Source organism: Streptomyces sp. NPDC032091 (assembly GCF_055580265.1).
Genome location: NZ_JBVILR010000013.1, coordinates 142,281 through 165,611, shown reverse-complemented (window position 1 = coordinate 165,611; position 23,331 = coordinate 142,281). Strand labels below are relative to the sequence as shown.

30 protein-coding genes are annotated in these 23,331 nt (G+C 74.2%); 24 read left to right on the top strand and 6 right to left on the bottom strand.

The window, feature by feature from the left end; translation table 11 throughout:
- Positions 1-5: 5 nt before the first annotated feature.
- The gene (locus tag ACZ5NJ_RS21840; RefSeq protein ID WP_468766752.1) at positions 6-1,250 is read left to right on the top strand and encodes a TerD family protein; all 1,245 of its coding nucleotides are present in this window, start codon (positions 6-8) and stop codon (positions 1,248-1,250) included.
- Positions 1,251-1,404: 154 nt separating this feature from the next.
- The gene (locus ACZ5NJ_RS21835; RefSeq protein WP_468766751.1) at positions 1,405-1,821 is read left to right on the top strand and encodes a hypothetical protein; all 417 of its coding nucleotides are present in this window, start codon (positions 1,405-1,407) and stop codon (positions 1,819-1,821) included.
- 36 nt (positions 1,822-1,857) lie between these two features.
- Here ACZ5NJ_RS21835 and ACZ5NJ_RS21830 read toward each other — a convergent pair whose 3' ends face one another.
- Positions 1,858-3,060: an MFS transporter gene (locus tag ACZ5NJ_RS21830; protein WP_468766750.1), complete on the bottom strand. Its 1,203-nt coding sequence runs from the start codon at positions 3,058-3,060 to the stop codon at positions 1,858-1,860.
- A gap of 55 nt (positions 3,061-3,115) precedes the next feature.
- Here ACZ5NJ_RS21830 and ACZ5NJ_RS21825 point away from each other — a divergent pair, with 55 nt between their 5' ends.
- Both ACZ5NJ_RS21825 and ACZ5NJ_RS21820 read left to right on the top strand, forming a co-directional pair.
- The gene (locus tag ACZ5NJ_RS21825) at positions 3,116-4,063 is read left to right on the top strand and encodes a DUF5937 family protein (RefSeq protein WP_468766749.1); all 948 of its coding nucleotides are present in this window, start codon (positions 3,116-3,118) and stop codon (positions 4,061-4,063) included.
- Between the two features lie 72 nt (positions 4,064-4,135).
- Positions 4,136-5,215, top strand: coding sequence for a hypothetical protein (locus tag ACZ5NJ_RS21820; protein WP_468766748.1), 1,080 nt, complete (start codon positions 4,136-4,138; stop codon positions 5,213-5,215).
- A gap of 102 nt (positions 5,216-5,317) precedes the next feature.
- Here the strand turns inward: ACZ5NJ_RS21820 and ACZ5NJ_RS21815 are convergent, their stop codons facing one another.
- A complete protein-coding gene (locus ACZ5NJ_RS21815; RefSeq protein ID WP_468766747.1) occupies positions 5,318-5,641 on the bottom strand; it encodes a DMT family transporter in 324 nt (107 codons plus the stop codon).
- Positions 5,638-5,766 (bottom strand): hypothetical protein, encoded by a 129-nt coding sequence (locus ACZ5NJ_RS21810; protein ID WP_468766746.1) that lies wholly within the window; start codon positions 5,764-5,766, stop codon positions 5,638-5,640. Before ACZ5NJ_RS21810 ends, ACZ5NJ_RS21815 begins: the two co-directional genes overlap by 4 nt.
- A 112-nt stretch (positions 5,767-5,878) precedes the next feature.
- On the opposite strand from ACZ5NJ_RS21810, the gene ACZ5NJ_RS21805 reads away from it, so the two are divergent.
- Complete coding sequence (locus ACZ5NJ_RS21805) at positions 5,879-6,439, top strand: TetR/AcrR family transcriptional regulator (protein ID WP_468766745.1); 561 nt, start codon at positions 5,879-5,881, stop codon at positions 6,437-6,439.
- Positions 6,440-6,506: 67 nt separating this feature from the next.
- Here ACZ5NJ_RS21805 and ACZ5NJ_RS21800 read toward each other — a convergent pair whose 3' ends face one another.
- A complete protein-coding gene (locus ACZ5NJ_RS21800) occupies positions 6,507-7,001 on the bottom strand; it encodes a cupin domain-containing protein (protein ID WP_468766744.1) in 495 nt (164 codons plus the stop codon).
- Positions 7,002-7,083: 82 nt separating this feature from the next.
- Between ACZ5NJ_RS21800 and ACZ5NJ_RS21795 the strand changes: the two genes are divergently transcribed.
- The 12 genes from ACZ5NJ_RS21795 (at position 7,084) to ACZ5NJ_RS21740 (ending at position 13,885) form a co-directional block, all read left to right on the top strand.
- Positions 7,084-7,935, top strand: a complete 852-nt coding sequence (locus tag ACZ5NJ_RS21795) for a LysR family transcriptional regulator (protein ID WP_468766743.1) — start codon at positions 7,084-7,086, stop codon at positions 7,933-7,935.
- A gap of 837 nt (positions 7,936-8,772) precedes the next feature.
- Positions 8,773-9,051 (top strand): gas vesicle protein GvpO, encoded by a 279-nt coding sequence (gene gvpO, locus ACZ5NJ_RS21790; RefSeq protein ID WP_468766742.1) that lies wholly within the window; start codon positions 8,773-8,775, stop codon positions 9,049-9,051.
- Positions 9,052-9,103: 52 nt separating this feature from the next.
- On the top strand, positions 9,104-9,541 hold the full coding sequence (locus tag ACZ5NJ_RS21785) for a gas vesicle structural protein GvpA (RefSeq protein WP_468766741.1): 438 nt from the start codon (positions 9,104-9,106) through the stop codon (positions 9,539-9,541).
- A complete protein-coding gene (locus tag ACZ5NJ_RS21780) occupies positions 9,538-10,257 on the top strand; it encodes a GvpL/GvpF family gas vesicle protein (protein ID WP_468766740.1) in 720 nt (239 codons plus the stop codon). Before ACZ5NJ_RS21785 ends, ACZ5NJ_RS21780 begins: the two co-directional genes overlap by 4 nt.
- 2 nt (positions 10,258-10,259) lie before the next feature.
- Positions 10,260-10,496 (top strand): gas vesicle protein GvpG, encoded by a 237-nt coding sequence (locus ACZ5NJ_RS21775; protein ID WP_468766739.1) that lies wholly within the window; start codon positions 10,260-10,262, stop codon positions 10,494-10,496.
- Positions 10,493-11,044, top strand: a complete 552-nt coding sequence (locus ACZ5NJ_RS21770) for a DNA primase (RefSeq protein WP_468766737.1) — start codon at positions 10,493-10,495, stop codon at positions 11,042-11,044. The genes ACZ5NJ_RS21775 and ACZ5NJ_RS21770 overlap by 4 nt, the downstream gene beginning before the upstream one ends.
- A complete protein-coding gene (locus tag ACZ5NJ_RS21765) occupies positions 11,037-11,822 on the top strand; it encodes an SRPBCC family protein (protein WP_468766736.1) in 786 nt (261 codons plus the stop codon). Before ACZ5NJ_RS21770 ends, ACZ5NJ_RS21765 begins: the two co-directional genes overlap by 8 nt.
- Positions 11,819-12,139: a gas vesicle protein gene (locus ACZ5NJ_RS21760; protein WP_468766735.1), complete on the top strand. Its 321-nt coding sequence runs from the start codon at positions 11,819-11,821 to the stop codon at positions 12,137-12,139. Before ACZ5NJ_RS21765 ends, ACZ5NJ_RS21760 begins: the two co-directional genes overlap by 4 nt.
- A complete protein-coding gene (locus tag ACZ5NJ_RS21755; RefSeq protein WP_468766734.1) occupies positions 12,136-13,005 on the top strand; it encodes a GvpL/GvpF family gas vesicle protein in 870 nt (289 codons plus the stop codon). The genes ACZ5NJ_RS21760 and ACZ5NJ_RS21755 overlap by 4 nt, the downstream gene beginning before the upstream one ends.
- Positions 13,002-13,187: a gas vesicle protein gene (locus ACZ5NJ_RS21750; protein ID WP_468766733.1), complete on the top strand. Its 186-nt coding sequence runs from the start codon at positions 13,002-13,004 to the stop codon at positions 13,185-13,187. Before ACZ5NJ_RS21755 ends, ACZ5NJ_RS21750 begins: the two co-directional genes overlap by 4 nt.
- Positions 13,184-13,456, top strand: a complete 273-nt coding sequence (locus tag ACZ5NJ_RS21745; protein ID WP_468766732.1) for a gas vesicle protein K — start codon at positions 13,184-13,186, stop codon at positions 13,454-13,456. Before ACZ5NJ_RS21750 ends, ACZ5NJ_RS21745 begins: the two co-directional genes overlap by 4 nt.
- A gap of 42 nt (positions 13,457-13,498) precedes the next feature.
- Positions 13,499-13,885: a hypothetical protein gene (locus ACZ5NJ_RS21740; RefSeq protein ID WP_468766731.1), complete on the top strand. Its 387-nt coding sequence runs from the start codon at positions 13,499-13,501 to the stop codon at positions 13,883-13,885.
- A gap of 19 nt (positions 13,886-13,904) precedes the next feature.
- On the opposite strand, the gene ACZ5NJ_RS21735 is transcribed toward ACZ5NJ_RS21740, so the two are convergent.
- Positions 13,905-14,696: a bestrophin-like domain gene (locus ACZ5NJ_RS21735; RefSeq protein WP_468766730.1), complete on the bottom strand. Its 792-nt coding sequence runs from the start codon at positions 14,694-14,696 to the stop codon at positions 13,905-13,907.
- 192 nt (positions 14,697-14,888) lie between these two features.
- On the opposite strand from ACZ5NJ_RS21735, the gene ACZ5NJ_RS21730 reads away from it, so the two are divergent.
- Positions 14,889-15,317, top strand: a complete 429-nt coding sequence (locus tag ACZ5NJ_RS21730; RefSeq protein WP_468766729.1) for an SRPBCC family protein — start codon at positions 14,889-14,891, stop codon at positions 15,315-15,317.
- A 42-nt stretch (positions 15,318-15,359) separates the two neighbouring features.
- Here the strand turns inward: ACZ5NJ_RS21730 and ACZ5NJ_RS21725 are convergent, their stop codons facing one another.
- Positions 15,360-17,054 (bottom strand): CocE/NonD family hydrolase, encoded by a 1,695-nt coding sequence (locus ACZ5NJ_RS21725; RefSeq protein WP_468766728.1) that lies wholly within the window; start codon positions 17,052-17,054, stop codon positions 15,360-15,362.
- Positions 17,055-17,151: 97 nt separating this feature from the next.
- On the opposite strand from ACZ5NJ_RS21725, the gene ACZ5NJ_RS21720 reads away from it, so the two are divergent.
- The 6 genes from ACZ5NJ_RS21720 to ACZ5NJ_RS21695 all read left to right on the top strand — a co-directional run bounded on the left by ACZ5NJ_RS21720 (position 17,152) and on the right by ACZ5NJ_RS21695 (position 23,281).
- Complete coding sequence (locus ACZ5NJ_RS21720) at positions 17,152-17,874, top strand: TetR/AcrR family transcriptional regulator (protein ID WP_468766727.1); 723 nt, start codon at positions 17,152-17,154, stop codon at positions 17,872-17,874.
- Between the two features lie 182 nt (positions 17,875-18,056).
- Positions 18,057-18,398, top strand: coding sequence for a HopJ type III effector protein (locus ACZ5NJ_RS21715; protein WP_468766725.1), 342 nt, complete (start codon positions 18,057-18,059; stop codon positions 18,396-18,398).
- A gap of 154 nt (positions 18,399-18,552) precedes the next feature.
- Positions 18,553-19,980 carry a cellulase family glycosylhydrolase gene (locus tag ACZ5NJ_RS21710; RefSeq protein ID WP_468766724.1) on the top strand — a complete coding sequence of 476 codons (1,428 nt, stop codon included), beginning with the start codon at positions 18,553-18,555 and terminating at the stop codon, positions 19,978-19,980.
- Positions 19,981-20,111: 131 nt separating this feature from the next.
- Positions 20,112-21,110 carry a sigma-70 family RNA polymerase sigma factor gene (locus ACZ5NJ_RS21705; protein ID WP_468766723.1) on the top strand — a complete coding sequence of 333 codons (999 nt, stop codon included), beginning with the start codon at positions 20,112-20,114 and terminating at the stop codon, positions 21,108-21,110.
- Between the two features lie 69 nt (positions 21,111-21,179).
- Positions 21,180-21,560 carry an allene oxide cyclase barrel-like domain-containing protein gene (locus ACZ5NJ_RS21700; RefSeq protein ID WP_468766828.1) on the top strand — a complete coding sequence of 127 codons (381 nt, stop codon included), beginning with the start codon at positions 21,180-21,182 and terminating at the stop codon, positions 21,558-21,560.
- A 239-nt stretch (positions 21,561-21,799) separates the two neighbouring features.
- Entirely contained in the window at positions 21,800-23,281 is a 1,482-nt protein-coding gene (locus tag ACZ5NJ_RS21695) for an extracellular catalytic domain type 1 short-chain-length polyhydroxyalkanoate depolymerase (RefSeq protein ID WP_468766722.1), read from the top strand.
- Positions 23,282-23,331: the final 50 nt, after the last annotated feature.

Here is a 23,331-nt window from a genome sequence, read left to right as displayed (position 1 = left end):
GTCGCATGGGCCTGCGCAAGGGTGCCAACGTTCCGGTGGGGAGTCCGCGGGTGCGGGTGGAGCTGGGGTGGCGGGCGGGGCCCGGCGTCCCGGACGTGGACGTGTCCGCCCTGCTGCTGACGCCGGCCGGGAAGGTGCGGTCGGACGACGACTTCGTGTTCTACAACCAGCCCGTGCACGGCAGTGGTGCCGTCCGGCACGAGGGCAGGCGCCAGGACGGCACGAGTACCGTCGAGACGATCGGCGTCACCTTGTCGGCGGTGGAGCAGGACATCGGGACCGTGGTGCTCGCGGCTTCCACCGACGGGACGTTCGGGCAGGTGTCGGGGCTGTTCGTGCGCGTACTGGACGCGGAGAGCGGCGCCGAGGAGGCGCGGTTCGACCCCACGGACGCCACCTCCGAGACGGCGTTCGTGCTCGGCGAGCTCTACCGGCGCAACGGTGCGTGGAAGTTCCGCGCCGTGGGCCAGGGCTACGCCTCCGGGCTCGCCGGGCTGGCCACCGACTTCGGCATCACCGTCGACGAACCCGCCGCGTCGACCGGGGCGCAGGTGCGGTCCGCGCCGGCGGCCCCGGCGCCCCGATCGGTGTCCCGGCCGGTGTCCCAGCCGGTGCGTCTGTCGAAGATCACGTTGACGAAGGCCTCGCCCGCGGTGTCGCTGACGAAGCAGGGCGTCACGTCGGGGTCCATGCGGGTCAACCTCTCGTGGAGCGCGGCCAGGCCTCCGCGCGGCTGGATGAACAAGGGCAAGGACGCCGTCCGCCTGGAGGACGTCGATCTGGACCTCTCCTGTCTGTGGGAGCTGCAGAACGGGACGAAGGGCATCGTCCACCCCATCAACCGGCAGTTCGGCTCGTTCGACCAGCCGCCGTACGTCCTGCTGGACCAGGACGACCGCACCGGCGGAAGCGCGGACGGGGAGAACCTCCTGATCAATCTCGATCACGCGGCGGACATCAGACGCCTGTTGGTGTTCGTGGTCATCTACGACGGGGCGTCCAGCTTCGCGGGGCTGCATGGGGTCGCCACGTTGTATCCGCCCGCCGGGCCCCCGATCGAGGTGCGGCTGGACGAATGCACCGTCCCTTCGCCGGTCGCCGCGATCGCGCTGATCGAGAACGTGGACGGGGAGCTGATCGTGCGGAGGGAGGCGCAGTACCTGGTTCTGGCGCCGGGCGTCTTCAAGCAGCAGGCGGCGGACCTCGCCTATGGCTGGGGGATGAGCTGGCACAGCGCCAGCAAGGACTGAGCCGGGGCGCTCCGACCGTCCGCTTCGGGCGGTTCCGGCGGAGCGGATGGGGTCGATGTGGTGCCCGGAGCGGTGCGGGTGGTTCGACGCGGATCACGGCCGGGACGACTGGTTCGCGGCGGCCGACCGTCCACGGGCAGACTAGGGTGACGGCATGGATATGCGGACGCTCATCGAGGGCTTGGCCGAGGAAGCCGAACAGCAGCTCCGGGACCATGCCTGGGCCCCCTCCCCCGCCGACCGCGCCACCGCCGCTCAGGCCGCCGCCGAGCTCCGCACGGCCATCGGCACCCCGCACACCCAAGAGGCCCTGACCGCGATCGACCGGCTGGAGCACCTGCGGGAAGCCCTCGCCGTCCTGGCCATCGCCCTCGCCCGCGTCCACGGACGTCTCGCCTGGTTCCTCGGCGCGGCCGTCACCGCGCTCACACCCGTCCTGCATTGGCGGGCTCTTCCCGCCGAAGACGGTCCCACCTTCGGCGCCGTCCGGCCGACCCCCGAGCAGTACGCCGACGCCGAAGAGGCGATCCGCCGCCTCCACGGCACGCTCACCCTCGTCACCGACGCCTGACCCGCGGTCCCGTCGGCTTGCGACATGCGCCGGGCGTCAGGCACCGGCCCGGGCCGGTGACGGCTCTTCCGGCCGGCTGAGGGGGACGGTGAGGACCCAGCGGACCGAGAGGACGGCCGCTGCCGCCCAGAGGGCGGTGTGGGGGCCGGCCGTCTGGGCGATCAGGCCGGCGAGGGCGGCGCCCGCGGCGAGGGCACCGGTGAGCAGGAAGCGGAAGGTGGCGTTCATGCGGCCTTGGAGCTCCGGTGGGGTGGCCCCCTGCCGGAAGGAGACGCGCAGGACGTTGTCCACACCGGTCTTGGCCAGGGTGATCGCCCAGGCGGCGCCCGCGATCCGCAGGTCGTCCACACCGATGGCGAGGGCGAACGGGGCGAGGAACGGGCCCGGCAGCCACAGGCAGCGGACCGGGCCGAGGGTGCGGTGCAGGCGGGGAGCCGCCAGCGAGCCCGCGAGGGTGCCCAGGCCGCCGGCGGCGAGGATCAGACCGGCGGTGCCGGGGCGGTCGGCGAGGGTGATGAGGAGGGACACGACGGCCAGCTGGATGCCGAGGTTCGTGAGCGCGCCTTCGAGCGCGATCGGGCGCAGCCGGGGATGGCGGAGCACGAACCGCAGGCCCTCGCCGACGTCCCGCAGCAGCGGCGCCCGTCCGGCCTTGCGGAGGTGGAGTTCGGGGCGGCGGACGCGTGCGGTCAGCAGCGCCGAGCCGAGGTAGCTGGCCACGTCGACGAGGAGGGCCAGGGGGGCACCGGCGGCCTGGACGATCAGGCCTCCGATGCCGCGGCCTGAGACGTCGGCGACGGAGTTGAGGCTGACGAGGGCCGTGTTCGCCGCGAGCAGCCGGTCCCGGCCGACGACGTGGGGCACGTAGCCGAGGTGGGCCACGTCGAAGAGGACCGTGGCGACGCCCATCAGCGCGACCACCGCGTACAGGTGGGCGAGGGTCAGCGATCCGCAGGCCCACGCGAGGGGGACAGAGGCGAGCAGGGCGGCACGGGCGAGATCGGCGCCGATCATGACGGGGCGTTTGCGGACCCGGTCGATCCAGGCGCCTGCGGGCAGGCCGACGAGGAGGAAGGAGACGGTGCCGAGGGTGGCCAGCAGGCCGACGTGCGCGGGGTCGGCGTGGAGTGCGGACTGGGCCAGGAACGACAGTGCGAGTGCGCTGATCTGGGTCCCGAACTTGCTGGTGGCGTCGGCGGCGAAGATCCGGCGGAAGTCCCGGTCGGTGGAGAGGAGCATGCCCGGACTCTCGCCCCGGCCTCTTGAACGCGGTGAACGATTTAGCCTTGGCTGAATGGAGTTGAGACTCAAGTACTCTGCGGCGGACCTCGCCCACACGCGGTTCGCGCTCTCTCCCTTGTGGGAGGCGATCGCGAGTCTGCGCGTGCTCGCCTTCCCGGCGGAGCACCCGCTGCACCACCCCTGGGTGCGGGCCGTACGGCCCCGGCTCGCGGGGCTGGACCTGCGTCCGCTGACCGAGCTGATCACGCCGGGTGTCATCGCCGCGTTCGTCTGTCCTCCCCCGGTGAGCCACGCGCCCGACCTGGAGCTGGAACTGGCCGCCCTGCGCGAGCAGCCGCACGACCGCGTCCGGGCCGGTCTGGACGCCCTCGGCCTGCGCCACCCCGACACCGCCGCCCGGCTCGACGACATCGCCCGGCTCGTCCGCGCGTACTGGGACATCGCGATCGCACCGTACTGGCCCCGCATCCGGGCCCTGCTCGACGGCGACGTCCTGCACCGGGCGCGGCTCATGGCCACCGGCGGCGCCCACGGCCTCTTCGAGGACCTCGACCCCGGCATCACCTGGCAGGACGACACCCTGCGCGTGCGCCGGCGCCGCCAACGGGCGGCGGACGCCCGCCTGGAGGGGCGGGGGGTGCTGCTCGTACCGTCGGTGTTCGCGCACCCGCGCGTGTTCTCGCTGACGGCCCCCGGCTGGCAGCCGCTCCTGCGCTACCCCGTGCGAGGTGTCGCGACCCTGTGGGAGAGCAGGGAGCCGGCTGCGCCCGACGCGGCGCTGGCGAAGGTGCTCGGCCGCTCCCGCGCGCTTCTGCTGGCGCTGCTGGACCAGCCGGCGACGACCACGACGCTGGCCGCCCGCACCGGTCTGACCGCCGGCGCGGTCTCCCAGCACCTCACCGCGATGCGCGACGCCGGGCTCCTCTCGGCGCACCGCCTGGGCAAGGAGGTCCTCTACGCCCGTTCCGGCCCGGCCCATGCCCTCGTCGGCCGGACCTGAGGGATCGAGGCGGTCGGTGCTGGAACACCGGACGACGGGCCCCCGGGGTGGCGGCGGTGGCAGAATGCCGCCGTGGAGTCGATCCTGCGCGCGGCGGGCGAACTGGTGGACACTCGGCTGTCCGGGGCGGTCGACCTGGGAGGCAGCTCCCGCAGCACCGTGTTGCGTTGCCGAACGGCCGACGGCGGCAGTGTGATCGTCAAGGCGTTCGGCAACGAGCCGGAGTCCCTGCGCTGTTTCACGGCCGAGGCCGCCGGGCTGTCCCTCGGGATCGCCGGTCCCGAGGTCCTGGGCGTGCACCCCGGGGTTCCGTTGCTGGTGATGGCCGATCTGGGGAACGCGCCGACGCTGGCGGACGTTCTGCTCGGGGACGATCCGACCGTTGCTGGGGACGGGTTGGCGGCCTGGGCCCGGGGGCTCGGGGCGCTGGCCGCGGAGTCGGTGCACCGGCGCGCCGATCTCGCGCGGCTGTGGTCCCGGTACGACAGGGGTATGCCGTCCTGGGAGGACGAGCCGTGGATCGCGCGGAACGCCGCCGCTCTGGCCGCGCTGCTCGACGGCGCCGGGATCGTCCCTCCGGCGGGCCTCGACGAGGAGTTGACCCGGATCGGAACAGCGGGCGGCGAGGAGTATCCGGCCTTCACCCCGGGTGACACCTGTCCGGACAACAGCCTGATCACCCCCGAGGGGCTGCGGCTGATCGACTTCGAGGCGGCCTGCTACCAGTCGGTCTTCCTGACGGCCGCGTACTGCCGGATGCCGTTCTCCAGCTGCTGGTGCGTCTTCAAGCTGCCGGCCGGGACGGCCGCGGCGGTCGAGCAGGCCTATCGCGCGGAGGTCGTCGGCGTGTACCCGGCACTGGCCGACGAGGAGGTGTGGCAGGCCGACATGCGTGCGGCCACGGCCGTCTGGACCGTGGACGCGACGGTGCGTCTGCTGCCCCGCACCGCGGAGGACGGCCCGCTCCACCGGACGCGGCGCCCGGCCCCGACGAGACGGCAGGTGCTGAGGCATCGCTGGGAGGCGGCGAGCGGGCTGGAGGAGTTCCCGGCCCTCGCGCGCACGATGCGGGCCCTGTCGCGTCAGGTGGCCGGTGGCTGGGAGGTGGCCCCGCTGCCGGGGTATCCGGTGTTCGGGAACCGAGGCGAGTAGGCCAGGCGGCGACGTGGACCGGCCGAGTCCGGCGAGCGGCGCCGGGGGGCTGGAACGTCTCGCTGAGGCCGAGGACGAGGTGTTCCACGTCGAGGCGGATCCTCACTCGGTCGGGGCGGTCGCGTGGGACAGGGCCACGCCGCCGATGATCAGGGCGAGGGCCAGGAGGCGGCCTGGAGTCACCGGGTCCTTGTGGACCACGGCGCCCAGGGTGATGGCACCGGCCGCGCCGATCCCGGTGAAGACGGCGTAGGCCGTGCCGACCGGCAGGCCCTTCATCGCGAGGGACAGCAGATAGACGGCGACGGCGGCGAGCGCGAAGCAGAGCAGCGTGGGCAGCGGGCGGGTGAACCCGGCCGTCGGTTTGATGCTCTGCGACCAGGCGACCTCCACCAGGCCGGCCGCGATCAGGAGGAGCCAGTTCACAGGGACCCTCCGGCCGTGCGGGACGCGTCGTGCGCCGCCCGGGAGTCGGCCCGCCGGTAGGTGCCTTGCGGGTGGGACGGGCGCCAGGTGGCGGCGACGGCGTCGAGGTGCGGCAGCGTGGTCATGACGGGGCCCCTCGGTAGCGGACGGGACAGCAACCGGACAAGGCGTCCAGTTATACCGGACGAGAGGGTCAACCGGACAGGGCGTCCGGTTATTCCGGTAGACTGGGGCTCCATGGGGACGAGGGAACGCGCGGACGCCGCCCGCAACCGGGCCAAGGTGCTCTCCGCCGCCGCCGAGATGTTCGCCGCCGGCGATCCTCGGGCGGTCACGATGGAGGACATCGCCCGGGCGGCCGGCATCGGCCGCGGCACGCTCTACCGCCGCTACCCGGACGTCACGTCCATCGCCGCGGCACTGCTGGACGAGCACGAACGCCGGCTGCAGGAGGAGCTGTTGCGCGGCGCTCCTCCCCTGGGCCCCGGCGCGCCGCCGCTCGATCGGCTCACCGCGTTCTACGCCGCCATGGTCGACCTGCTGGAGACCCACGGCCATCTGGTGCTGGGCGCCGAAACCGGTGAGAAGCGCTTCACCATCGGGGCGTACGGCTTCTGGCGCGCCCACGTCCTCGGCCTGCTGCGCGAGGCCGGCGTCGCGGACCCGGAGGCGCTGGTGGACGGTCTGCTCGCGCCGCTGGCACCGGAGGTGTTCCTCCAGCAGCGCGCGCGGGGAGTGACGCCGGACCGGGTCAAGGCGGCGCTGGGGCGGCTGGCGGCCGCGCTGCCGGCCGGCTGAACGGGCCGCGGGACCCCGCCGGGCCGAGAGGACCCGTGTCCGGTGTCGTCGAGCGGGGGGGGAGACGTCAGGGGAACTCGGGGGCGGGGTGGGTGGCGTAGGGGGCCATGGCGGCGGCGTTCACCTCCGGGGTCAGGGGGCTGCCGTCGGCGAGGACGCGCTGGAGGTCCCGGAAGTACTGCGCGTACCGGCTGGGGGTGAAGGTGCTGAGTATGACGGCCGGCTGGTCGGTGACGTTCGCGAAGGTGTGCGGGGCGCCGGGCGGGACCACGACGAGCGTGCCGGCGGGGGCGTCGTGGCTGGTGTGGCCGACGGTGAAGCGGATGGTGCCGGAGAGGACGTAGAAGCCCTCGTCGTGCTCGGCGTGGCGGTGCTGGGGCGGTCCGGGGGTGTGCGGGGCGAGGACGGACTCCGCGAATCCGATGCGGTGCCCGGTGGTGGCGCCGTCCTCCAGGATGCGCATCCGCGTGGTGCCCAGGACGATCGTCTCGCCCTGGCACGGACGGACGACGGACACGGCGGGGTCGGCTGCGGAGTGCCCGGCCGGTGAGTGGTGTGTCATGTCCCGATTGCAGCGCGGAGGCTCGGGGGCCGTCCAATACCGTCTGGAGAACGCCGATACCGCCTCGGTATCGTTGCCGGTCATGGAGTTGAGGACGCTGCGCTATTTCGTCTCCGTCGCCGAGGAGCTCCACTTCGGCCGGGCCGCGGCCCGGCTGCACATGAGCCAGCCGCCGTTGAGCCGGGCGATCCGGCGGCTCGAAGCGGACGTCGGGGCCGACCTGCTGGTCCGCTCGCCGGGCGGTGTCGTACTGACGCCCGCTGGCGCGGTGCTGCTGGACGAGGCGCGGGCGCTGCTGGAGCGGGTGGAGCGGGCGCGGGCGCGGGTGGCCGGCGCGGCCGGCGCCGGGGCCCTCATCGTGGGCATGCTGACCGACCGGGCCGACTCGGGGGCCCGCCGTCTGGCCGCGGCGTTCCGGCGGCGCCATCCGGGTGTGGAGGTGCGCGTCCGCGAGACCGGTCTGGCGGACCCGACGTGCGGGCTGCGGGCCGGGCTCGTCGACGTCGCCCTGACCCGCGGGCCGTTCGCGGAAACGGGCCTGACGGTGCGCGAGCTGCGCGCCGATCCCGTGGGGGTGGTCCTGCGCGCGGACGACCCGCTGGCGGGGAGGGAGCGGCTGGAGCCGGCCGAGCTGGCCGGGCGGCGCTGGTTCCGGTTCCCGGCGGGTACGGATCCGCTCTGGCAGGCCTACTGGCACGCCGGGGAGCGCCGGGAGGGGCCGGTGGTCCGCGCGGTGCAGGAGTGCCTTGAGGCCGTGCGGTGGAACGGAACCGTCGGCCTGGCCCCGCTCGGCCACGCGCCGCCCGAGGGGCTGGCCCTGGTGCCGCTCGCCGACATGGCTCCGAGCCCGGTGGTGGTGGCCTGGCAGCAGGACGACGCGAACCCTCTGGTGACGGCGTTCGTCCGGATCGCCGCTGCCGCGTACCGGAGTTGAGGGCGGTCGCGGGGGCGCAGGAATCATGGCTTCCGGGGGCGTGGGGCCCGGGCTGAGCAGCGGCAGGGCGGGGCCCGGCTCCACCCCAGGCCGGCATCAGCAGCGGCAGGCCGACGGCCAGGGCGTTCCGGCGAGCCGCTCGATGAACCGGGTCGTCCCGGGGGGCGGAGTCGAGGCTCAGGCCCCGGAGGTCGGTGCGGCCGCCGGGCTGCGGCATCCCGTGCCGCAGGTGCCAGAGCGCGGGGGCGCTCGTCATCCGGACCAGGACGATCCCGGTGGGGACGTACGGCCGGAGCGGGGTACCGATGCCTCGGTCGGCTGACCGGTGTGGACGGAGAAGCAACCCCGTCGCGGCGTAGGCCTGGGCGGTCCGACGGGCCAGTGGACCGGTCCTGAAGGTGAGGCGGCCGGGACCAGGATTCCGCGCCGCATGAGCACGCCGAGCGGCATGAGGGGGAACCGGGCGCCGCGCCGGGCGGCACGGACCCGGAGGGCCAGGTCATCGCGGCCGGCGGGGACTTCCCCGGATGCGACCGGCGAGGGTACCGACGCATCGTCATGGCACAGCAGTTGCGGCAAGAGGCTCGTCTGCGGGGGCCGGGCCGGTGTCAAAAGCCCTTCCGGGGGCACCCGCGCGGGCATGACCGTGATGCTCCTGTTCCTGCTGCCCGTCGGCCTCGCCCTGGTCCTGCTGGTGACCGCCGAACCCCCGCGCCACGGCCGGCACCGCCATGACTGACCGGCTCCGGGGCGGGTCCCGCGCCTGTTTGGGGGCGCGACCCGGGGACATACGCGGCAGAGGAAGTCATGGCCAACACCCCTGAGGGAGAAGACGACATGGCGGGTAGTGGGCCTCGACCCCGAGCCGCCGCGGTGATCGCGGCCGCGATGGAGCAGCTGTCGGCTCTGCTGGCGCTGCCGGCCGAATCCGTCAGTTCCTGCGAACGCGACCAGGACGGTGTCTGGCACCTGTCGGTCGAGGTCGTGGAACTGGCCCGGGTGCCGGAAACGATGAGCCTGCTGGCCTCCTACGAGGTCACCGTCGACGCCGACGGCGAACTCGTCGGCTACCGGCGCACCCGCCGCTACGAGAGGGGCCGCGCGGACCGCCGCTGAACGTGCCGGGCCCGCCTGCCCCGTCCTTGAGACGAGAGGGAAACCGGAAATCATGACTGTCGTTCCTGCCCAGCCCGCTCAGGCCGCCTCGGGCGGCGGCTCCAGCGGTCTCTACGACGTACTCGAACTGGTCCTGGACCGCGGCCTGGTGATCGACGCCTTCGTGCGCGTCTCCCTGGTCGGCATCGAGATCCTCAAGATCGACGTGCGCGTGGTGGTGGCGAGCGTGGACACCTACCTGCGCTTCGCCGAGGCGTGCAACCGCCTCGACCTGGAGGCCGGTCCGCGCAAGAGCCCCGGCCTGCCCGACCTCGTCGGCGAAGTGACCGAGTCCGGGGCGCGCGGCAAGACCAAGGGCGCCCTCAGCGGCGCCGCCCAGACGATCGCGGACGCGTTCACGCAGGCCCGGGACGAGTCCGGGAAGGACGAGGAGACCGAGAGCCGGCCCCGGGGCCGGCGCACCGCCACCCGCCGGGAGGAGAAGGAATGAGCACCTACGTCTACGGCATCGCCCGCGCCGGACAGGACCTGCCCGACAGTCTGGCGGGCATCGGGGAACCACCCCTGCCCGTACGAGCGGTACGCGGAGGAAAGCTGGTGGCGCTGGTCAGCGACGCGCCCGCGGAACTGAGGCCGAAACGTCGCGACCTGCTGGCCCACCAGCGGGTGGTGATCGAGGCGGGCGGCAGCGGTCCGGTCCTGCCGTTGCGGTTCGGCGGCGTCTCCCCCGACGACGACACCGTCACCGCTGTCCTCACGGGCCGTCAGGAACAGTATCTGGAACGGCTCTCCGAGCTGGAGGGCAAGGACGAGTTCAACGTCAAGGCCTCCCACGACGAGGAGGCGGTCCTGGCCTCCGTGGTCGGTGCCGACGCCCAGCTGCGCGCCCAGCACCAGGCCCTCCGCGAGGCGGGGGGCGGCACGCACGAGCAGAAGCTGGCGTTCGGCGAGAAGGTCGCGGGTGCGGTGGCGGCGCGCGAGCGGGCCGACGCGGCGCTGGTGGAGGAGGCGTTGCGGCCCTACGTCTGCGCCCTGCGGCACGGGCCGGAGGGGACGGGCTGGCTGGCCAACCTGTCCTTCCTGGTGGGCCGGGAGCACCGTGAGGCGTTCCTGGAGGCGGTACGCGGCCTCCACGAGCGGTACGACCGTCTGCGTGTGCAGGTGACCGGGCCGTTGCCGGCGTACAGCTTCTCGGAAGTGGACTGACGGTGGGGCTCCTCGGGGAGGTCCTGCTGCTGCCCGCCGCTCCCCTGCGCGGCACCTGGTGGGTGCTGGAGCAGGTGGTGGCCCAGGCCGAGCGGCAGTACTACGACCCGGCCGTGGTGCAGCGCGAACTGGCCGCCCTGGTGGCCGCGCTGGAGGCCGGTGAGATGGACGAGGCGGAATTCGACCGCCGGGAGGACGAGCTCCTGGCCCGACTCGCGAGCGGGAGGCAACCGCGATGAACAACCGTACGGCGATGGGCCTGGCCGTTGGCGCCGGCTACCTGCTGGGCCGGACGAAGAAGGCCCGGTTCGCCCTGACCGTGGGGGCGCTGGTGGCGGGCAGGAAACTGAGGCCCGACATGGAGGCGCTGGCCTCGGTGGTGGGGACCCGGCTCATGGACCGTCCACAGTTCAAGGAGGTCCGCGAGCAGCTGCGCGCGGACCTGCGGGGAGTCGGCTCCGCCGCGGTCGCCTCCCTGGTGGACCGGCAGCTGGAGGTCCTCGCCGGCCGCCTCCACGACCGTACGGAGACGGTCCGGGACCGGCTGGCGACGCTGACCGGAGCCGGCGACGGGACGGACTCCGACCCGTCCGACTCCGGCCCCTCGGACTCCGGGTCCTCGGACTCCGCCCCGTCGGGATCCGCGCGTGGGACCGCCCGTCGGCGGGAGGCCGGCGGCAAGGGCGCGCCGGCTCGGAAGGGCTCGTCCGGGTCCGGTGGGGGCGGCGGGCGGCGCCGCGGTGGCACCCGGGCCGGCGCGTCCGGCACGGGGGGCGACGATGGCTGACTCCGCCCTCGCCAGGCTCGGCGAGAGCCCGGCCGCCGAGCGGGTGAAGGAGGAGCTGGAGGCCTGCCTGCTGGCGGAGGCCGAGCGCCTCCTGGCCGGTACCGGCCGCGGACTGGGCCGGCTGGCCGCGGCCCTCGACGCCGTCGCCTCGGGGCGCAGCCCCGGGCTGGAGGCGGTCGTCGGGGACGCGGGCCGCCGGTACGCGGCGGGCAAGGGCCCGGTCCGTGCCGCGCTGGAGAGCGCCGCCGGGTACGCCGCGGGCCGGGCCGGACCCGCCGTGCGCCGGCGGCTGCGGCAACGGCTGCGGCCGGGCGGCGACCGGGGGGACGGGCCCGCGCCCACCGTCGTCCTCGGGTCCGTGGACGTCGGGACGGACGCCGCCGGCGCCTACGGCCACTGGATGGGGCATCGCGGCTCCCCCGTCGCCGGAGCCCGCGTCGTCGAGGAGGTTCCCGGCGTACGCGTCGTCTGGGCGCGCGAGGGCGACCGGGGCACCGTCCGCGGGGCGGCGACCTTCCACCGGGTCGGCGAGGACCTGACGCGGGTCCTGCTGGTCGCCGAGTTCCCGCCCCGGGGAGGGCCGGCGCGGGCGGCGCGGCTGTGGGGCGGGCCGGCGCGGCGCGTCCGCTCGTCCCTGCGGGCGTACGCCCACGGCCTCGCCTTCCGTACTCCGTCCGCCGACGGCACCGCCGGAGCGGACCGGGGCCCGGACGACGGGCAGCGAACGGGCGTGCGCGGGAAACGGACGGCGGCGCGCCGGGCGGGAGGGCGGTCATGACGATGCCCCCTTCCGGCCTTGCCCGGCCGTACGACGAGGGCTCCGGCGCCAACCTCGCCGACATCCTGGAGCGGGTCCTCGACAAGGGCGTGGTCATCGCCGGCGACATCCGCATCAACCTCCTCGACATCGAGCTGCTGACCATCAAGCTGCGTCTCGTGGTCGCCTCCGTGGAGCGGGCCAAGGAGATGGGCATCGACTGGTGGGAACAGGACCCGGCCCTCTCCTCGACGGCGCGCCGCAACGAACTCGGCCGCGAGAACGAGGAGCTGCGGCGGCGGGTCGCGGAGCTCGAACAGCGTCAGGAGCGGACATGAGCGGAGCCCGGCTTCTGTACGTGTACGCCGTCCTCGACGCGTGCGCCGGCGCCCCCGACCTCACTGGTGTGGATGGGGCGGGCGGCCCGGGGCCCACCGTGCTCGGGGACGGGGTGCTGGCGGCGGTGGTGGAGCCGGTGGACGCGGCGCTGTTCGAGGAGGAGGCGCTGCGCCGGCGCCTGGAGGACCTGTCCTGGCTGTCGTGGCTCGCCCGGGCCCACCACCGGGTGGTGGCCGCCGCCGGGGACGCCCGTACGGCGGTGCCGTTGCGGCTGGCGACCGTCTGCCGCGGCGAAGAGGGGGTGCGCGGACTGCTCCGAGACGGCCGCGACCGCCTCCTGGCGGCCCTGGAGCGGCTGGACGGCACGGAGGAGTGGGGCGTGAAGCTGTACGCGGCCGGGGCCGGGGCCCGGCCCGGCGCCGCGGTCCGCGACGGGGAGGCCGACGCTGCGGCCCCCGGCGGGGAGGCGGGCGCCGCGCCCCCCGGCGGGGAGACCGGCGCGGGCGGGCCGTCGGAGGCGGAGCGGCCGGGCCGGGACTACCTGCGGCGGCGTCTGGGTGAGCGCCGCCGGCAGCAGGAGCGCATCGGCGCGGCGGCCACGGCCGCCCGGGAGATCCACGACCGCCTGGCCGCCCGGTCCGCCGGGACGGTACTGCACCCCGCGCAGCGCCCTGAGCTGTCCGGTACGTCCGACGCCAACGTCCTCAACGCCGCGTACCTCGTCCACCGGACCGCGCGGGCCCGGTTCCTGGAAGGGGTCCCCACCGCCGCCGAGCTCGGCGGCGGGATGCGCGTGGAGCTCACCGGTCCGTGGGTGCCCTACTCCTTCACCCGCCTCGGGGACGAGCCGGGAGAGCGGCGGTGAGCGAGGGCACGGAGATCGCCCTGGTGGACCTCCTGGACCGGCTCCTGGCCGGCGGTGTGGTCCTGGCCGGCGACATCACCCTGGGCATCGCGGGAATCGACCTGGTCCGTGTCGACCTCAAGGCCCTCGTCAGCTCCGTCAACGACACCGTGCCCTCGCCGTGGAAGCAGGTGGAACCGTGAGCGCGCCCCGCCGGGTCGACCTCGACCCCGACACCGTGGAACGCGACCTGGCCCGCCTGGTGCTGACCGTCGTCGAGCTGCTGCGGCAGCTCATGGAACGGCAGGCGCTGCGGCGGGTCGAGGTCGGAGACCTCGACGAGGAGCAGGAGGAACGGCTCGGCCGGACCCTGATGCTCCTGGAGGACCGGATGGACCTCCTGCGCAGCCGCTTCGGGCTGGAGCCGGAGGATCTCAACATCGACCTCGGGCCGCTCGGCACACTTCTTTGAGCGATCCGGCATGAAAAGCCGGAGAGCGGCCACACGCATGACATGACTGCATCAGAGAAGTCCGACCAGGCCAAGACCGGCACCGCCCGGTCCCGTTCCTCCTCCCGCGGCTCCTCCTCGCGCGGTTCCTCCTCCGGCGGGGGGACCGCCGCCGCCGTACGCGCGGCGGACGCCGGAGAGACCGTCAGCGGCACCCTGACGGCCCTGCCCGCGCCGCTGGCCGAGAAGACGCAGGCCGCGGCCATCGCCCTGCGGGGCAGCCTCGGCGCCCTCGCCCCGGTGTGGCAGGCCGTACGGGCGCGCAAGGCCGTCACCGCGGCGGCGGCCACGGGCACCGCCGCCCTGGCGGCCGGGGCGTACGCCCTCGGCCACCGCACGGGGCTGCGGCAGCGCGGGCCGATCTCCCGCCTGACCGGGGGCCGCATCTGACGGTCCCCCGCCGCACCGGTCAGGGGGTCCAGTACCGGGCGAGGGCCCCTTCCCGGTACGGAGCGGGGCTGACGCTGAGGTCGCCGGAGAAGGGGCGGTCCAGGACGAAGACCAGGAGCAGGCTGAACCCGACCAGTCCGGCGACCGAGGCGACGAAGAGCACCTGCACCCGCAGCTTGCGCAGACCGTAGAGGAAGGTGAGCGGGATCAGGACCACCGCACCGCCGAAGGCCAGGGCCTGGAGCAGCGGCGGCAGTTCCCGGCGCGCCATGGTGAGGCGGGCCCGGCGCTGGGAGGCGACGTCGTTGAGGTGGCCGACGATCTGCTCGTAGAAGACCTGCTCCGTCTGGCCCTTCGGTTCGTACGTCTGGACCACGCGGAACGCGGACTGCAGATGGGCTTCCGTGGCCCCGTAGCTGGGGTGGCCGTCGCGCATCCGCGGCCATTGGTCCTCGACGACGGCGTGGACGTAACCGCTGACGGCCGCGTCGAGGCGGGCTCGCACCGGGTCCGGGAAGGCGGCGGCGTCACGGCTGATGAGCGCCGCGCTGGTGGCTTCGGAGGCGACGATGGTCTGGGTGTCCTCCAGCTGCGTCCACAGGGTGACGATCACGAACGCGAGGATGATCCCGTAGATGGCGCCGAACATCCCCAGCGTCACACCGACCATGTCGTTGTGTTCGCCGGCGGCCAGGGACGGATGTCTGCGGCGCAGCAGCACACTGCCCGCGACGGCCAGGAGAACCGTTCCCCCGACGGCGACGACGGCCAGCGTGGAGGTACTGAAGTGGTTGAGCAGCCATAGGGACATGGGGGCGGAGTGTAGCCAGGACATACCATCCTGAACCGCCCGCTCCCGTGGTCGCTCAGGGGCCCCGGGAAGTCATTCACCCCACTGGGCGACGACGGCGTACGGCCTGACCCGGGCGGGCCGTACGCTGGCCGGTGTCCGGCGGGCGGGGCGGATGTCGGCCCCGCCCGGGCCGGGCGGGATCGAGGAGAGATGAACCGCCGCGTCCTGAGCGCCACGCTGCACGTCCCGCTTCCGCCCGAAACGGCCTTCCGGCTGTTCACCGCCCGGGGCGAGAGGGACTGGGTGCCCGGCTGGGAACCGGTCTTCCCGGTGGAGACGCCCGACGACACCGCACCGGGAACCGTCTGGCTCACCTCGTCGCCCGAAGAGGAGACGACCTGGCTGGTCACCGCCCGCGACTTCCCGCGGACGGTCTCGTACGCCCGGATCACCCCCGGCGTGCGCGCCGGGACGGTCACCGTGGGTCTCGCCCCTGACGGGGCCGGGAGCGAGGTGACGGTCACCTACGACATGACCCCGCTCACTCCGGCGGCGGCCGAGGCCCTCGACGAGTTCGCCGTCGGCTATCCGTCCTTCATCCGCACCTGGGCGGAACTGATCGGCGCCCACCTGGCGTGAGCGGCCCCCGGCTTCCGGCACGGCGGCGTCCGCCCGCGCCCTTCAGCCCCGGTCGGGGGAAACGGCGGCGTCGCCGCAGAACAGCGCCGACCCCGCGTGGAGCGTGATCCGTACCGGAGTGAACGTCGTGGCGTCCACCGGGGACCGGCCGGTGCCCGGGTTGCGGGCGTAGCGCGGGTGGGCGCCCGCGCTGATCTGCCACCGGATGCGGTGGCCCGCGGCGAAGCGGTGGGCGGTGGAGCTCATCGGCACCGCCACCCGAGTGGCGGTGCCCGCGACGGCGCGCACCGGGGTCAGCCCGTCGCAGACGTTGGTGGAGCGGCCCTGCTCGTCCACGTCGCACAGGCGGCTGAAGACGTCGGTGTACCCGGTGTCGGTGGAGACGCTCAGTCGTGCGGAGACCGGGCCCAGGATCTCCACCGGCTCGGTCAGGGGCGCGCTGGTGAACGTCAGGACGTCGTCCCGGGCCTCCACGGGGGCGTTGTCGCGCGCACCGGCGGTGCGGGAGAGGAGCTGCCCGCCGAGGGAGGGGGTGGGGTCGGCCGGGTCGTAGCGGAAGGTGACCAGGGGCGCGTCGTCCGTGGGCGGCTGCCGGGTGAGGTGTCCGCCGGGAGCGGGGTACCAGGGCGCGCCGGCGGCGGCCTGGGGCCAGTCGTCGAGGTCGCGCCAGGTGTCGTCGCCGCCGACGTGCACGCGGACCCTGGTGGGGCGCAGGCCCGAGGGGTCGCCGCACAGGTGGGCGCGCAGCCAGGCGAGGCTTTCGGCGAAGACCGCGGGCCACCCCTGCTGGAAGGCGGTGGTGTGGGTCCAGGGGCCGACGAGGAGGGCGGTGTCGCAGCCCGCCCGGCGCAGCCGTTCGTACTGGGCGATGCTCTGGTCGGCCAGGACGTCGTGCCAGCCGGTGATGACGCTCGTGGGCACCTCGTGGCGCTGCGCCACTTGGGCCAGGGACGCGCCCCGCCAGTACGGGTCCGCGCCGTCCGGGTGCGCCATCGCCTCGTCCAGCCAGGGCACCTCGCCGCCCAGGGCGGTCGCGTGCGCGCCGAGCAGGGGCTGCGCGTGGGTGACGCCGCGCAGGCGGCGCTGCAGGCGCAGGGTCGCCTTCACGAAGGACGCCATGCCCCGGTGCTGGTGGGTCATGCCCAGCGCGACGACGAGGGCGTTCTCCAGGTGCAGCGCGCCGTTGCCGTGGAGCAGGGCGTGGGGGTCGTGCAGCCCCACCTGGACCACCATCGCCTTGAGCTCGGGCGGCGGGTCCACGGCGAGGGCCCATTGGACGTAGCCGAGGTAGCTGGGGCCGATGGTGCCGAGGGATCCGTCGAACCAGGGCTGTCCGCGGAGCCAGGAGACCGTGGCCAGGGCGTCGGCGGTCTCGTTGCGCCAGAGGTGGAAGGCGCCGCCGGAGCCGCCGGTGCCCCGGCAGCTCTGCACGACGACGTGGAAGCCCTGTTCGGCGAAGAGCAGGCCGAACATGGGCGACCACGGCACTCCCCTGCCGTAGGGCGAACGGACGAGGAGGGTGGGGAAGTCCCCCTCGGCGCGCGGGAAGTAGTGGTCCGTGACGAGGGGGCTGCCGTCGGCTGCGGGTACGGCCAGACCGGGCTCCCAGCCGGCCTCGTACCGCCTGGCCGGCAGGCCGCGCCAGGTGGCCCTCATCATGCGCGACGACAGCGGCGGCTTCCCGGCCGGCGGCGTCCAGGTCCGCTGGGATGACGGGCGGTGCGTGCGTGAGGTCATCGGCCCCCCTCTTTCATTTCCGTACACTGTACGAGAATAAGAGATCATGCTTGACTGTCACGTGTCAACCGGCGTGATCACGGAGGGAGCGCGCAGCATGCCTCGCGCAGAGGGGACCGGCACCGGCGCCGCGGCCATGGACCCGCGAGAGCTCTGGCTGGACACGGGCGGGCCGCGCAGGGGCCGCAAACCCGCCTACAGCCGCGAGACGATCACCGCCGCGGCCGTCGCCCTGGCCGACCGGGAAGGCCTCGAGGCCGTCACCATGCGGCGGGTGGCTGCCGAAGTCGGCGCCGGCGTCATGTCGCTCTACAGCTACGCCCCCGACAAGGACACGCTGCTGCACCTGATGGTCGACCACGTCGGCGGCGAACTGGCGGTCACCCGTCCGCCCACCGGGGACTGGCGCGCCGACCTCAAGGCCATCGCCCGCCTCCAGCGCGCCCACATGCTGCGCCACCCCTGGCTCCCGGCCGCGCTGGCCACGCGCCGCAGCCTCGGACCCCACACCCTGGCCTTCCTGGAACACGCGCTCGCCGCCCTGCGGCCCACCGGGCTCGACGGCGCCGCGAAGGTGGAGGTCTTCGCCCAGCTCACCGCCTTCGTGGCCGGGCACGTCGCCCACGAGATCACCCAGGCGGCGGCCGCGCAGTCCCCGGACCAGGCCGCAGCCGAAGCCCGCTACCTCGCCGACGTCGCGGCGGACGGCAACCACCCCGAACTCGCCGAAGCCCTCCGCGCCCCCGGGCGCCCCCTCGACCCCGAAGCCACCTTCACGCGGTTCCTCAACCGCCTCGTCGACGGCCTCGACACGGACTGAGACCGCAGCCGTGGCCCACGGGGCGGCCGGCAGGAGCAGCCCCGACCGGGCGACCCGCCGTGACCTGCGCGGATGCCGCCCGTTCCGGCATGTGGCGGGATTCCCGACGGTCGGCTTCCGGGGGGTAGTGTCGTCCGGTCCCGGACGGCAGTCGGCCGTCCGTCCAACCCAGGGGAACCGACATGACTGATCTGAACCCGCTCCGGGCGAGCCTTGCGTCGGGTGAGCACGAGTTCGCGGACACCTTGGCCTTCATCGCCGCGCACTACGAGTACCGGCCGCAGGCGTTCCGCAACGGGGCGCTGGAGAACGGCGCGGGCGAGAACGAGGGTTCCTGCAAGACGCTGGGACTGGCCCTGCTGGAAGGACTGAGCGACCAGGAGGCACTGCTGGCCTTCGGTGAGCACTACCGCAGCGTGCTGGCGACGCCGGACGACAGCGACCACGGCAACATCCGCAACCTCATGGCCCACGGCCTGGCGGGTGTGACCTTCGCCGGGGAACCGCTGTCCCGCAAGAACTGACGGGGCCGGCGGGGGCCGGGCGGGCGGGCCCGGGCGGGCCAGGGCGTGGGGCGGCAACTGACGCGTGGGGATGGGAACTTGGGTCACTCCTCAGTAACATCCGTCCGGCCAGTGGCACGCCGTCCGAGAAGCCGCCCTCGAAAGGGTCTCCCGCATGCGCCGGACCTCCCGCTTCGCCCCCGTCGCCCCCGTCGCCGTCGCCGTGGCGGCCCTGCTGCTCGGCGTCCTGCCCGCGCAGGCCCAGGCCCGTCCCGGCCCCGTCCCGGACCGTGTCACGGTGGGCGGCCGCACCTTCGTCACGGACGGACAGGGACGCGCGTTGCAGTGGCGCGGCTTCAACCTCGCCGACAAGGGAGGCCGGGGCGCCGACGCGTTCGCCGACATCCACGAGAGCGATCTGCGGGACATGGCCGCCCGGGGTTTCAACCTCGCGCGCCTGGCGTTCTTCTGGGACGACCTCGAACCCGCCCCCGGGCGCTACGACCGCGGCTATCTCGCCAAAATGCGCCGCATCCTCGACTGGGCCGACCGCTACCACGTCAAGGTCGTCCTCGACGCCCACCAGGACGTGTACGGGCCTCACTTCGGCTCCCGCGGCGTTCCCGACTGGGCCACCCGCGACGAGGGGCTGCCGTTCACGCCGGTACCCGACGACTGGTTCTCCGAGTACTTCGAGCCGTCCGTACAGACCGCCTTCGACCACCTGTACAAGGACGCCGACCTCCGCACCGCGCACGCCCGCATGTGGATGACGGTCGCCTCCGCGCTGGGCGGGCATCCGGCGCTGCTCGGCTACGACCTGATGAACGAGCCGTTCGCGAAGTTCCTCGAAGGAGACGACCTCCCCGCCGCCGCCGGCCGCTTCGAGGCCGGCGAGCTCACCGAGATGTGGAACCGCCTGGCGCGGGCGGTCCGTCTGGTCGACCGGACGTCGTGGGTGTTCGTCGAGCCCACCGTGATCGTCGGTCTCGGCGTCCCCACCCGGCTGGGGCACATCGACGACCCGCACGCCGGGTACGCGCCGCACTTCTACGAGACCGGGATGGAAACCGGCGCCGACTACGACCCCAGCGGCACCTTCGTCGCCGCCTACGAGGCCGCGATCGGCGACTACCCGGCCCGCAACCGCATGCCGGTGATCGTCGGGGAATGGGGCGGCAACCCCTACGTCCCGCACGCGAGCCGGTTCGTCACCGACATGACGGCCGCCCTGGACCGCTTCTCCAGCGGCTGGACGTGGTGGCAGTGGTGCCGGGGCGGCGGCTACTGCTTCCTCGACGGAACGGGAGCGGTGAAGCCCAGCGCCCGGCTGCTCGTCCAGCCGTACGCGCGGGCCGTGGCGGGCGACCCGCTCGGCTTCGCGTACGACCCCGCCACGCGCACCTACACCCTCACCTTCCGCACCCGCGGCAACGCCGGGGGACCCACGCAGATCACCGTGCCCGAGGACACCTACCCGAACGGCTACCGCGTCACGGTGCGGGGCGGGAACGCCGGGTGGGAGGGCCGCGGCCAGACCGTCGGCGTGACCACCCGCGGGCGGGCCGGCACCACGTACCAGGTGACGATCACCCCGAAGTAGCCGTCCCTCCGCGCCGCTTCCCGGAGTACCGGAGGCGGTGCGGGCGGGCGTCACCGGAGCCCGCCGACCGGCGCGGTTACAGTGGGGCTCGGGGCCGGTGGCCTGGAACTTCCTGTCTCAAGGAGTGCGGTATGGGGGACGTCGCGGCGGGCGGCGCGGTGATGGAGGGGCTTGAGGAGTTCAGAGGGGAGCTCACCGGGTACTGCTACCGGATGCTCGGCTCGTACGCCGAGGCCGAGGACGCCGTACAGGAGACGCTGGTCCGGGCGTGGCGGAGCATCGACCGCTTCGAGGGCCGCTCCGCGCTGAGGACCTGGGTGTACCGCATCGCCACCAACGTCTGCCTGGACGCCGTCGCCTCGGGCAGGCGGCGGGCGCTGCCGATGGATCTGTCCGGCCCGAGCGAGGGCGGTGCGGCGCCCTCCCCCGCGCAGGACTCCGTCCTGTGGGTGGAGCCCTGCCCGGGCGGCGATCCCGAGGCCGCCGCGGCATCGGGCGAGTCCGTCCGGCTGGCGTTCGTCGCCACGTTGCAGCACCTGCCGCCCAGGCAGCGGGCCACGCTGATCCTGCGGGACGTGCTGGGCTTCACGGCCCGTGAAGTCGCCGACCTGCACGGTTCCACCGTCGCCTCGGCCAACAGCGCCCTGCAGCGGGCCCGCGCCACCCTGGCCCTGCGCCGCGGGAGCACGGACGGGCCGGCCTCCGGGCCCGGCGGCGACGGCGACGACGGGGTCCGCCGGCTGCTGGCCGACCGGTATGCCGGGGCGTTCGCGCGCTACGACATGGAGGAGCTGAACATGCTCCTCCACGTCGACGCCACGCTGTGCCTGCCCCCGTACGCGACATGGATGCGGGGGGCCCGCGACATCCGGGCCTGGCTCGAAGGTCCGGCGATCGGCTGCCGGGGCTCGCGCCTGGTCCCGACCACCGCGAACGGCTCCCCCGCCTTCGGCCAGTACCGGCCCGACGCGGACGGCGACGGCTACCTTCCCTGGGCCCTGCAGGTCCTCGAATTCTCCGAGGACCGGATCACCGGCATCACCGCCTACCGCGACACCGAGCGCCTGTTCCCGCTCTTCGGGCTGCCGGACCGCGTGGACGAGGACACCCGGACCGGTGCGCGCGCCTGACGGAGCGCCACCGCCGCGGGCGCCGCGACGGTCACCGATTCCGACCACGGCCAGGGCAAGGACCGCGTCATCACGCTGACCGGCCGGCTGGCGCAGCAGACGCGCTTCCCGGTCAACCCCGGTGGCGCGCCCGCGCAGGGCGACCGGACCGTCTTCCGGTCGGTCCTCTTCGACCGGAACGACAAGGAGGTCGGCGAGACCGGCGGTACCTGCACCACCACCCGGGTCGAGAACGGGGGCGCGGAGGAGTGCGTCGTGACGTACACCCTCCCCGGCGGCCAGATCTCCGCGCAGGGGATGCTCTTCGGCATCCTCAACCCGGGCCCTCCCCCTTCCTTCGACAACGCGGTCACCGGCGGCACCGGGGAGTTCGACCGGGCGCGCGGCTCGATCCACGCCGACACCATCGGCACGGGCGTACGGCGCTTCACGATCGACCTGCACCACTGACCGCCGCTGACCGCCGCTGTACGGGTCGGCCGGCTTGAGCGGCCCGGCAGCCGCGGACGGCGGTAGCAGGAGGGCTGTGCCGCGGCAACGGGCTGCGGGTACACGGGGGTTCGACGGGTGTGGGGGGCGGCACCATTCTCGGGAGGGGGGAGCGGCTCCTAGCGTTGCGGGGACCTCGGCGAGGCGTTCGGCTGCGCGGGCGGCCGGTTCCGGGGCGGGCAGGGGAGGGGGCCGCCGTCATGGCGTACGGAGGACGGGCGGATCGGGCCGGGGGCCGGTGGCGGCGCGCAGTCCGCCGGGGGGCCGTGGTGGTGGCGCTCGTGGCCGGGGCGGCACTCGGTGCCCCCGGCGCCGGTGCCCGGGCCGCCGTATCGCTGGAGAGGGTCGGGGAGTTCGGGCCCAACCCGGGCGCGCTGAACATGTACGTCCACCGCCCCGCCGGCCTGCCCCGGAACGCGGCGGTGGTGGTGGCCCTGCACGGCTGTACGCAGAGCGCCCAGGTCTACGCCGACAACTCCGGGCTGACCGAGTACGCCGACCGGTACGGGTTCCTGCTCGTGTTCCCCGAGACCACGTCCGCCAACAACGCCAACCAGTGCTTCAACTTCTTCGCACCCGGTGACAACCGCCGCGGGCAGGGCGAGGCCGCGTCGATCCGGCAGATGGTCGCGCGGGCGGCCGCCGACCACGGGACCGACCCGGCCCGCGTCTACGTCACCGGGCTGTCCGCGGGCGGCGCCATGACCTCCGTCATGCTCGCCGCCTACCCCGAGGTGTTCGCGGCCGGCGCCGTCGTCGCGGGCATCCCCTACGGCTGCGCCGACACCGTCACCGCGGCCTACACGTGCATGAATCCCGGCGTGGACCGGACCCCGGCCGCCTGGGCCGGCAGGGTCAAGGACGCCTATCCCGGCTACGGCGGACCCTGGCCGAGGGTGGCCGTCTGGCACGGGGAGCGGGACACCACCGTCGTCCCGCGCAACGCCGACGAACTGCGGGACCAGTGGACCGCCGTCCACGGCCTGGGACAGACCCCCGACCGCACGGACACCATCGGCCCGGACGACACGCACCGCGAGCAGTACCTGGCGGCCGACGGGAGCGTCGCCGTCGAGGTGGACCGGGTGCCCGCCATCGGGCACGGCACACCGGTGGACCCGGGAACCGGCCCCCGGCAGTGCGGCGCCACGGGGACGGCCCACTTCATCCGCTCGATCTGCTCCAGCCACTGGATCACCGGCTTCTTCGGCCTGGACGGCTCCGCCCCACCGCCCGCCGGCCTGCCCGCCCCGGGCGGGCTGACCGTGACCGCTGCCACCGACACCTCGGTCACCCTGGCCTGGGACGGCGTCGGCGGGGCGGCGTCCTACGCGGTGTACCGCGACGGTGACCGGATCGCGACACCCACCGGATCCCCGTACACCGACACGGGTCTGGGCCCGGGAACCACCCACACCTACGGCGTGGCGGCCCGTGACGGCGCCGGCACCGAGGGAGCCCGCTCGGCCGGGGTCGACGCCACCACCACGGGCGCGTCGCCGAGGTGCTGGACGGCGGACAACTACCGGCAGGTCCAGGCGGGCCGCGCCACCACGGACGGCGCCCACGCGTACGCGAAGGGCTCGAACCAGGACCTGGGCCTCTACAACACCTTCACCACGCACACCCTGAAGGAGGCGCCGCCCGGCTACTACGTCGTCGCCGACGGCGCCTGCCCCTGACCCGGCCGAAGACACGCTCCAGCGGAGGTACCCGTGCACCCTTCAGCACC

Excerpts from the sequence above, each read along its gene's own strand:
- gvpO (WP_468766742.1), top strand. The coding sequence starts at position 8,773 with ATGGCGGGTAGTGGGCCTCGACCCCGAGCCGCCGCGGTGATCGCGGCC.
- ACZ5NJ_RS21715 (WP_468766725.1), top strand. The coding sequence starts at position 18,057 with ATGACTGATCTGAACCCGCTCCGGGCGAGCCTTGCGTCGGGTGAGCAC.
- ACZ5NJ_RS21785 (WP_468766741.1), top strand. The coding sequence starts at position 9,104 with ATGACTGTCGTTCCTGCCCAGCCCGCTCAGGCCGCCTCGGGCGGCGGC.
- ACZ5NJ_RS21695 (WP_468766722.1), top strand. The coding sequence starts at position 21,800 with ATGGCGTACGGAGGACGGGCGGATCGGGCCGGGGGCCGGTGGCGGCGC.
- ACZ5NJ_RS21705 (WP_468766723.1), top strand. The coding sequence starts at position 20,112 with ATGGGGGACGTCGCGGCGGGCGGCGCGGTGATGGAGGGGCTTGAGGAG.
- ACZ5NJ_RS21735 (WP_468766730.1), bottom strand. The coding sequence starts at position 14,696 with ATGTCCCTATGGCTGCTCAACCACTTCAGTACCTCCACGCTGGCCGTC.
- ACZ5NJ_RS21840 (WP_468766752.1), top strand. The coding sequence starts at position 6 with ATGGGCCTGCGCAAGGGTGCCAACGTTCCGGTGGGGAGTCCGCGGGTG.
- ACZ5NJ_RS21760 (WP_468766735.1), top strand. The coding sequence starts at position 11,819 with ATGACGATGCCCCCTTCCGGCCTTGCCCGGCCGTACGACGAGGGCTCC.
- ACZ5NJ_RS21805 (WP_468766745.1), top strand. The coding sequence starts at position 5,879 with ATGGGGACGAGGGAACGCGCGGACGCCGCCCGCAACCGGGCCAAGGTG.
- ACZ5NJ_RS21730 (WP_468766729.1), top strand. The coding sequence starts at position 14,889 with ATGAACCGCCGCGTCCTGAGCGCCACGCTGCACGTCCCGCTTCCGCCC.
- ACZ5NJ_RS21780 (WP_468766740.1), top strand. The coding sequence starts at position 9,538 with ATGAGCACCTACGTCTACGGCATCGCCCGCGCCGGACAGGACCTGCCC.
- ACZ5NJ_RS21755 (WP_468766734.1), top strand. The coding sequence starts at position 12,136 with ATGAGCGGAGCCCGGCTTCTGTACGTGTACGCCGTCCTCGACGCGTGC.
- ACZ5NJ_RS21725 (WP_468766728.1), bottom strand. The coding sequence starts at position 17,054 with ATGACCTCACGCACGCACCGCCCGTCATCCCAGCGGACCTGGACGCCG.
- ACZ5NJ_RS21810 (WP_468766746.1), bottom strand. The coding sequence starts at position 5,766 with ATGACCACGCTGCCGCACCTCGACGCCGTCGCCGCCACCTGGCGCCCG.
- ACZ5NJ_RS21830 (WP_468766750.1), bottom strand. The coding sequence starts at position 3,060 with ATGCTCCTCTCCACCGACCGGGACTTCCGCCGGATCTTCGCCGCCGAC.
- ACZ5NJ_RS21835 (WP_468766751.1), top strand. The coding sequence starts at position 1,405 with ATGGATATGCGGACGCTCATCGAGGGCTTGGCCGAGGAAGCCGAACAG.
- ACZ5NJ_RS21825 (WP_468766749.1), top strand. The coding sequence starts at position 3,116 with ATGGAGTTGAGACTCAAGTACTCTGCGGCGGACCTCGCCCACACGCGG.
- ACZ5NJ_RS21795 (WP_468766743.1), top strand. The coding sequence starts at position 7,084 with ATGGAGTTGAGGACGCTGCGCTATTTCGTCTCCGTCGCCGAGGAGCTC.
- ACZ5NJ_RS21720 (WP_468766727.1), top strand. The coding sequence starts at position 17,152 with ATGCCTCGCGCAGAGGGGACCGGCACCGGCGCCGCGGCCATGGACCCG.
- ACZ5NJ_RS21770 (WP_468766737.1), top strand. The coding sequence starts at position 10,493 with ATGAACAACCGTACGGCGATGGGCCTGGCCGTTGGCGCCGGCTACCTG.
- ACZ5NJ_RS21710 (WP_468766724.1), top strand. The coding sequence starts at position 18,553 with ATGCGCCGGACCTCCCGCTTCGCCCCCGTCGCCCCCGTCGCCGTCGCC.
- ACZ5NJ_RS21800 (WP_468766744.1), bottom strand. The coding sequence starts at position 7,001 with ATGACACACCACTCACCGGCCGGGCACTCCGCAGCCGACCCCGCCGTG.
- ACZ5NJ_RS21765 (WP_468766736.1), top strand. The coding sequence starts at position 11,037 with ATGGCTGACTCCGCCCTCGCCAGGCTCGGCGAGAGCCCGGCCGCCGAG.
- ACZ5NJ_RS21740 (WP_468766731.1), top strand. The coding sequence starts at position 13,499 with ATGACTGCATCAGAGAAGTCCGACCAGGCCAAGACCGGCACCGCCCGG.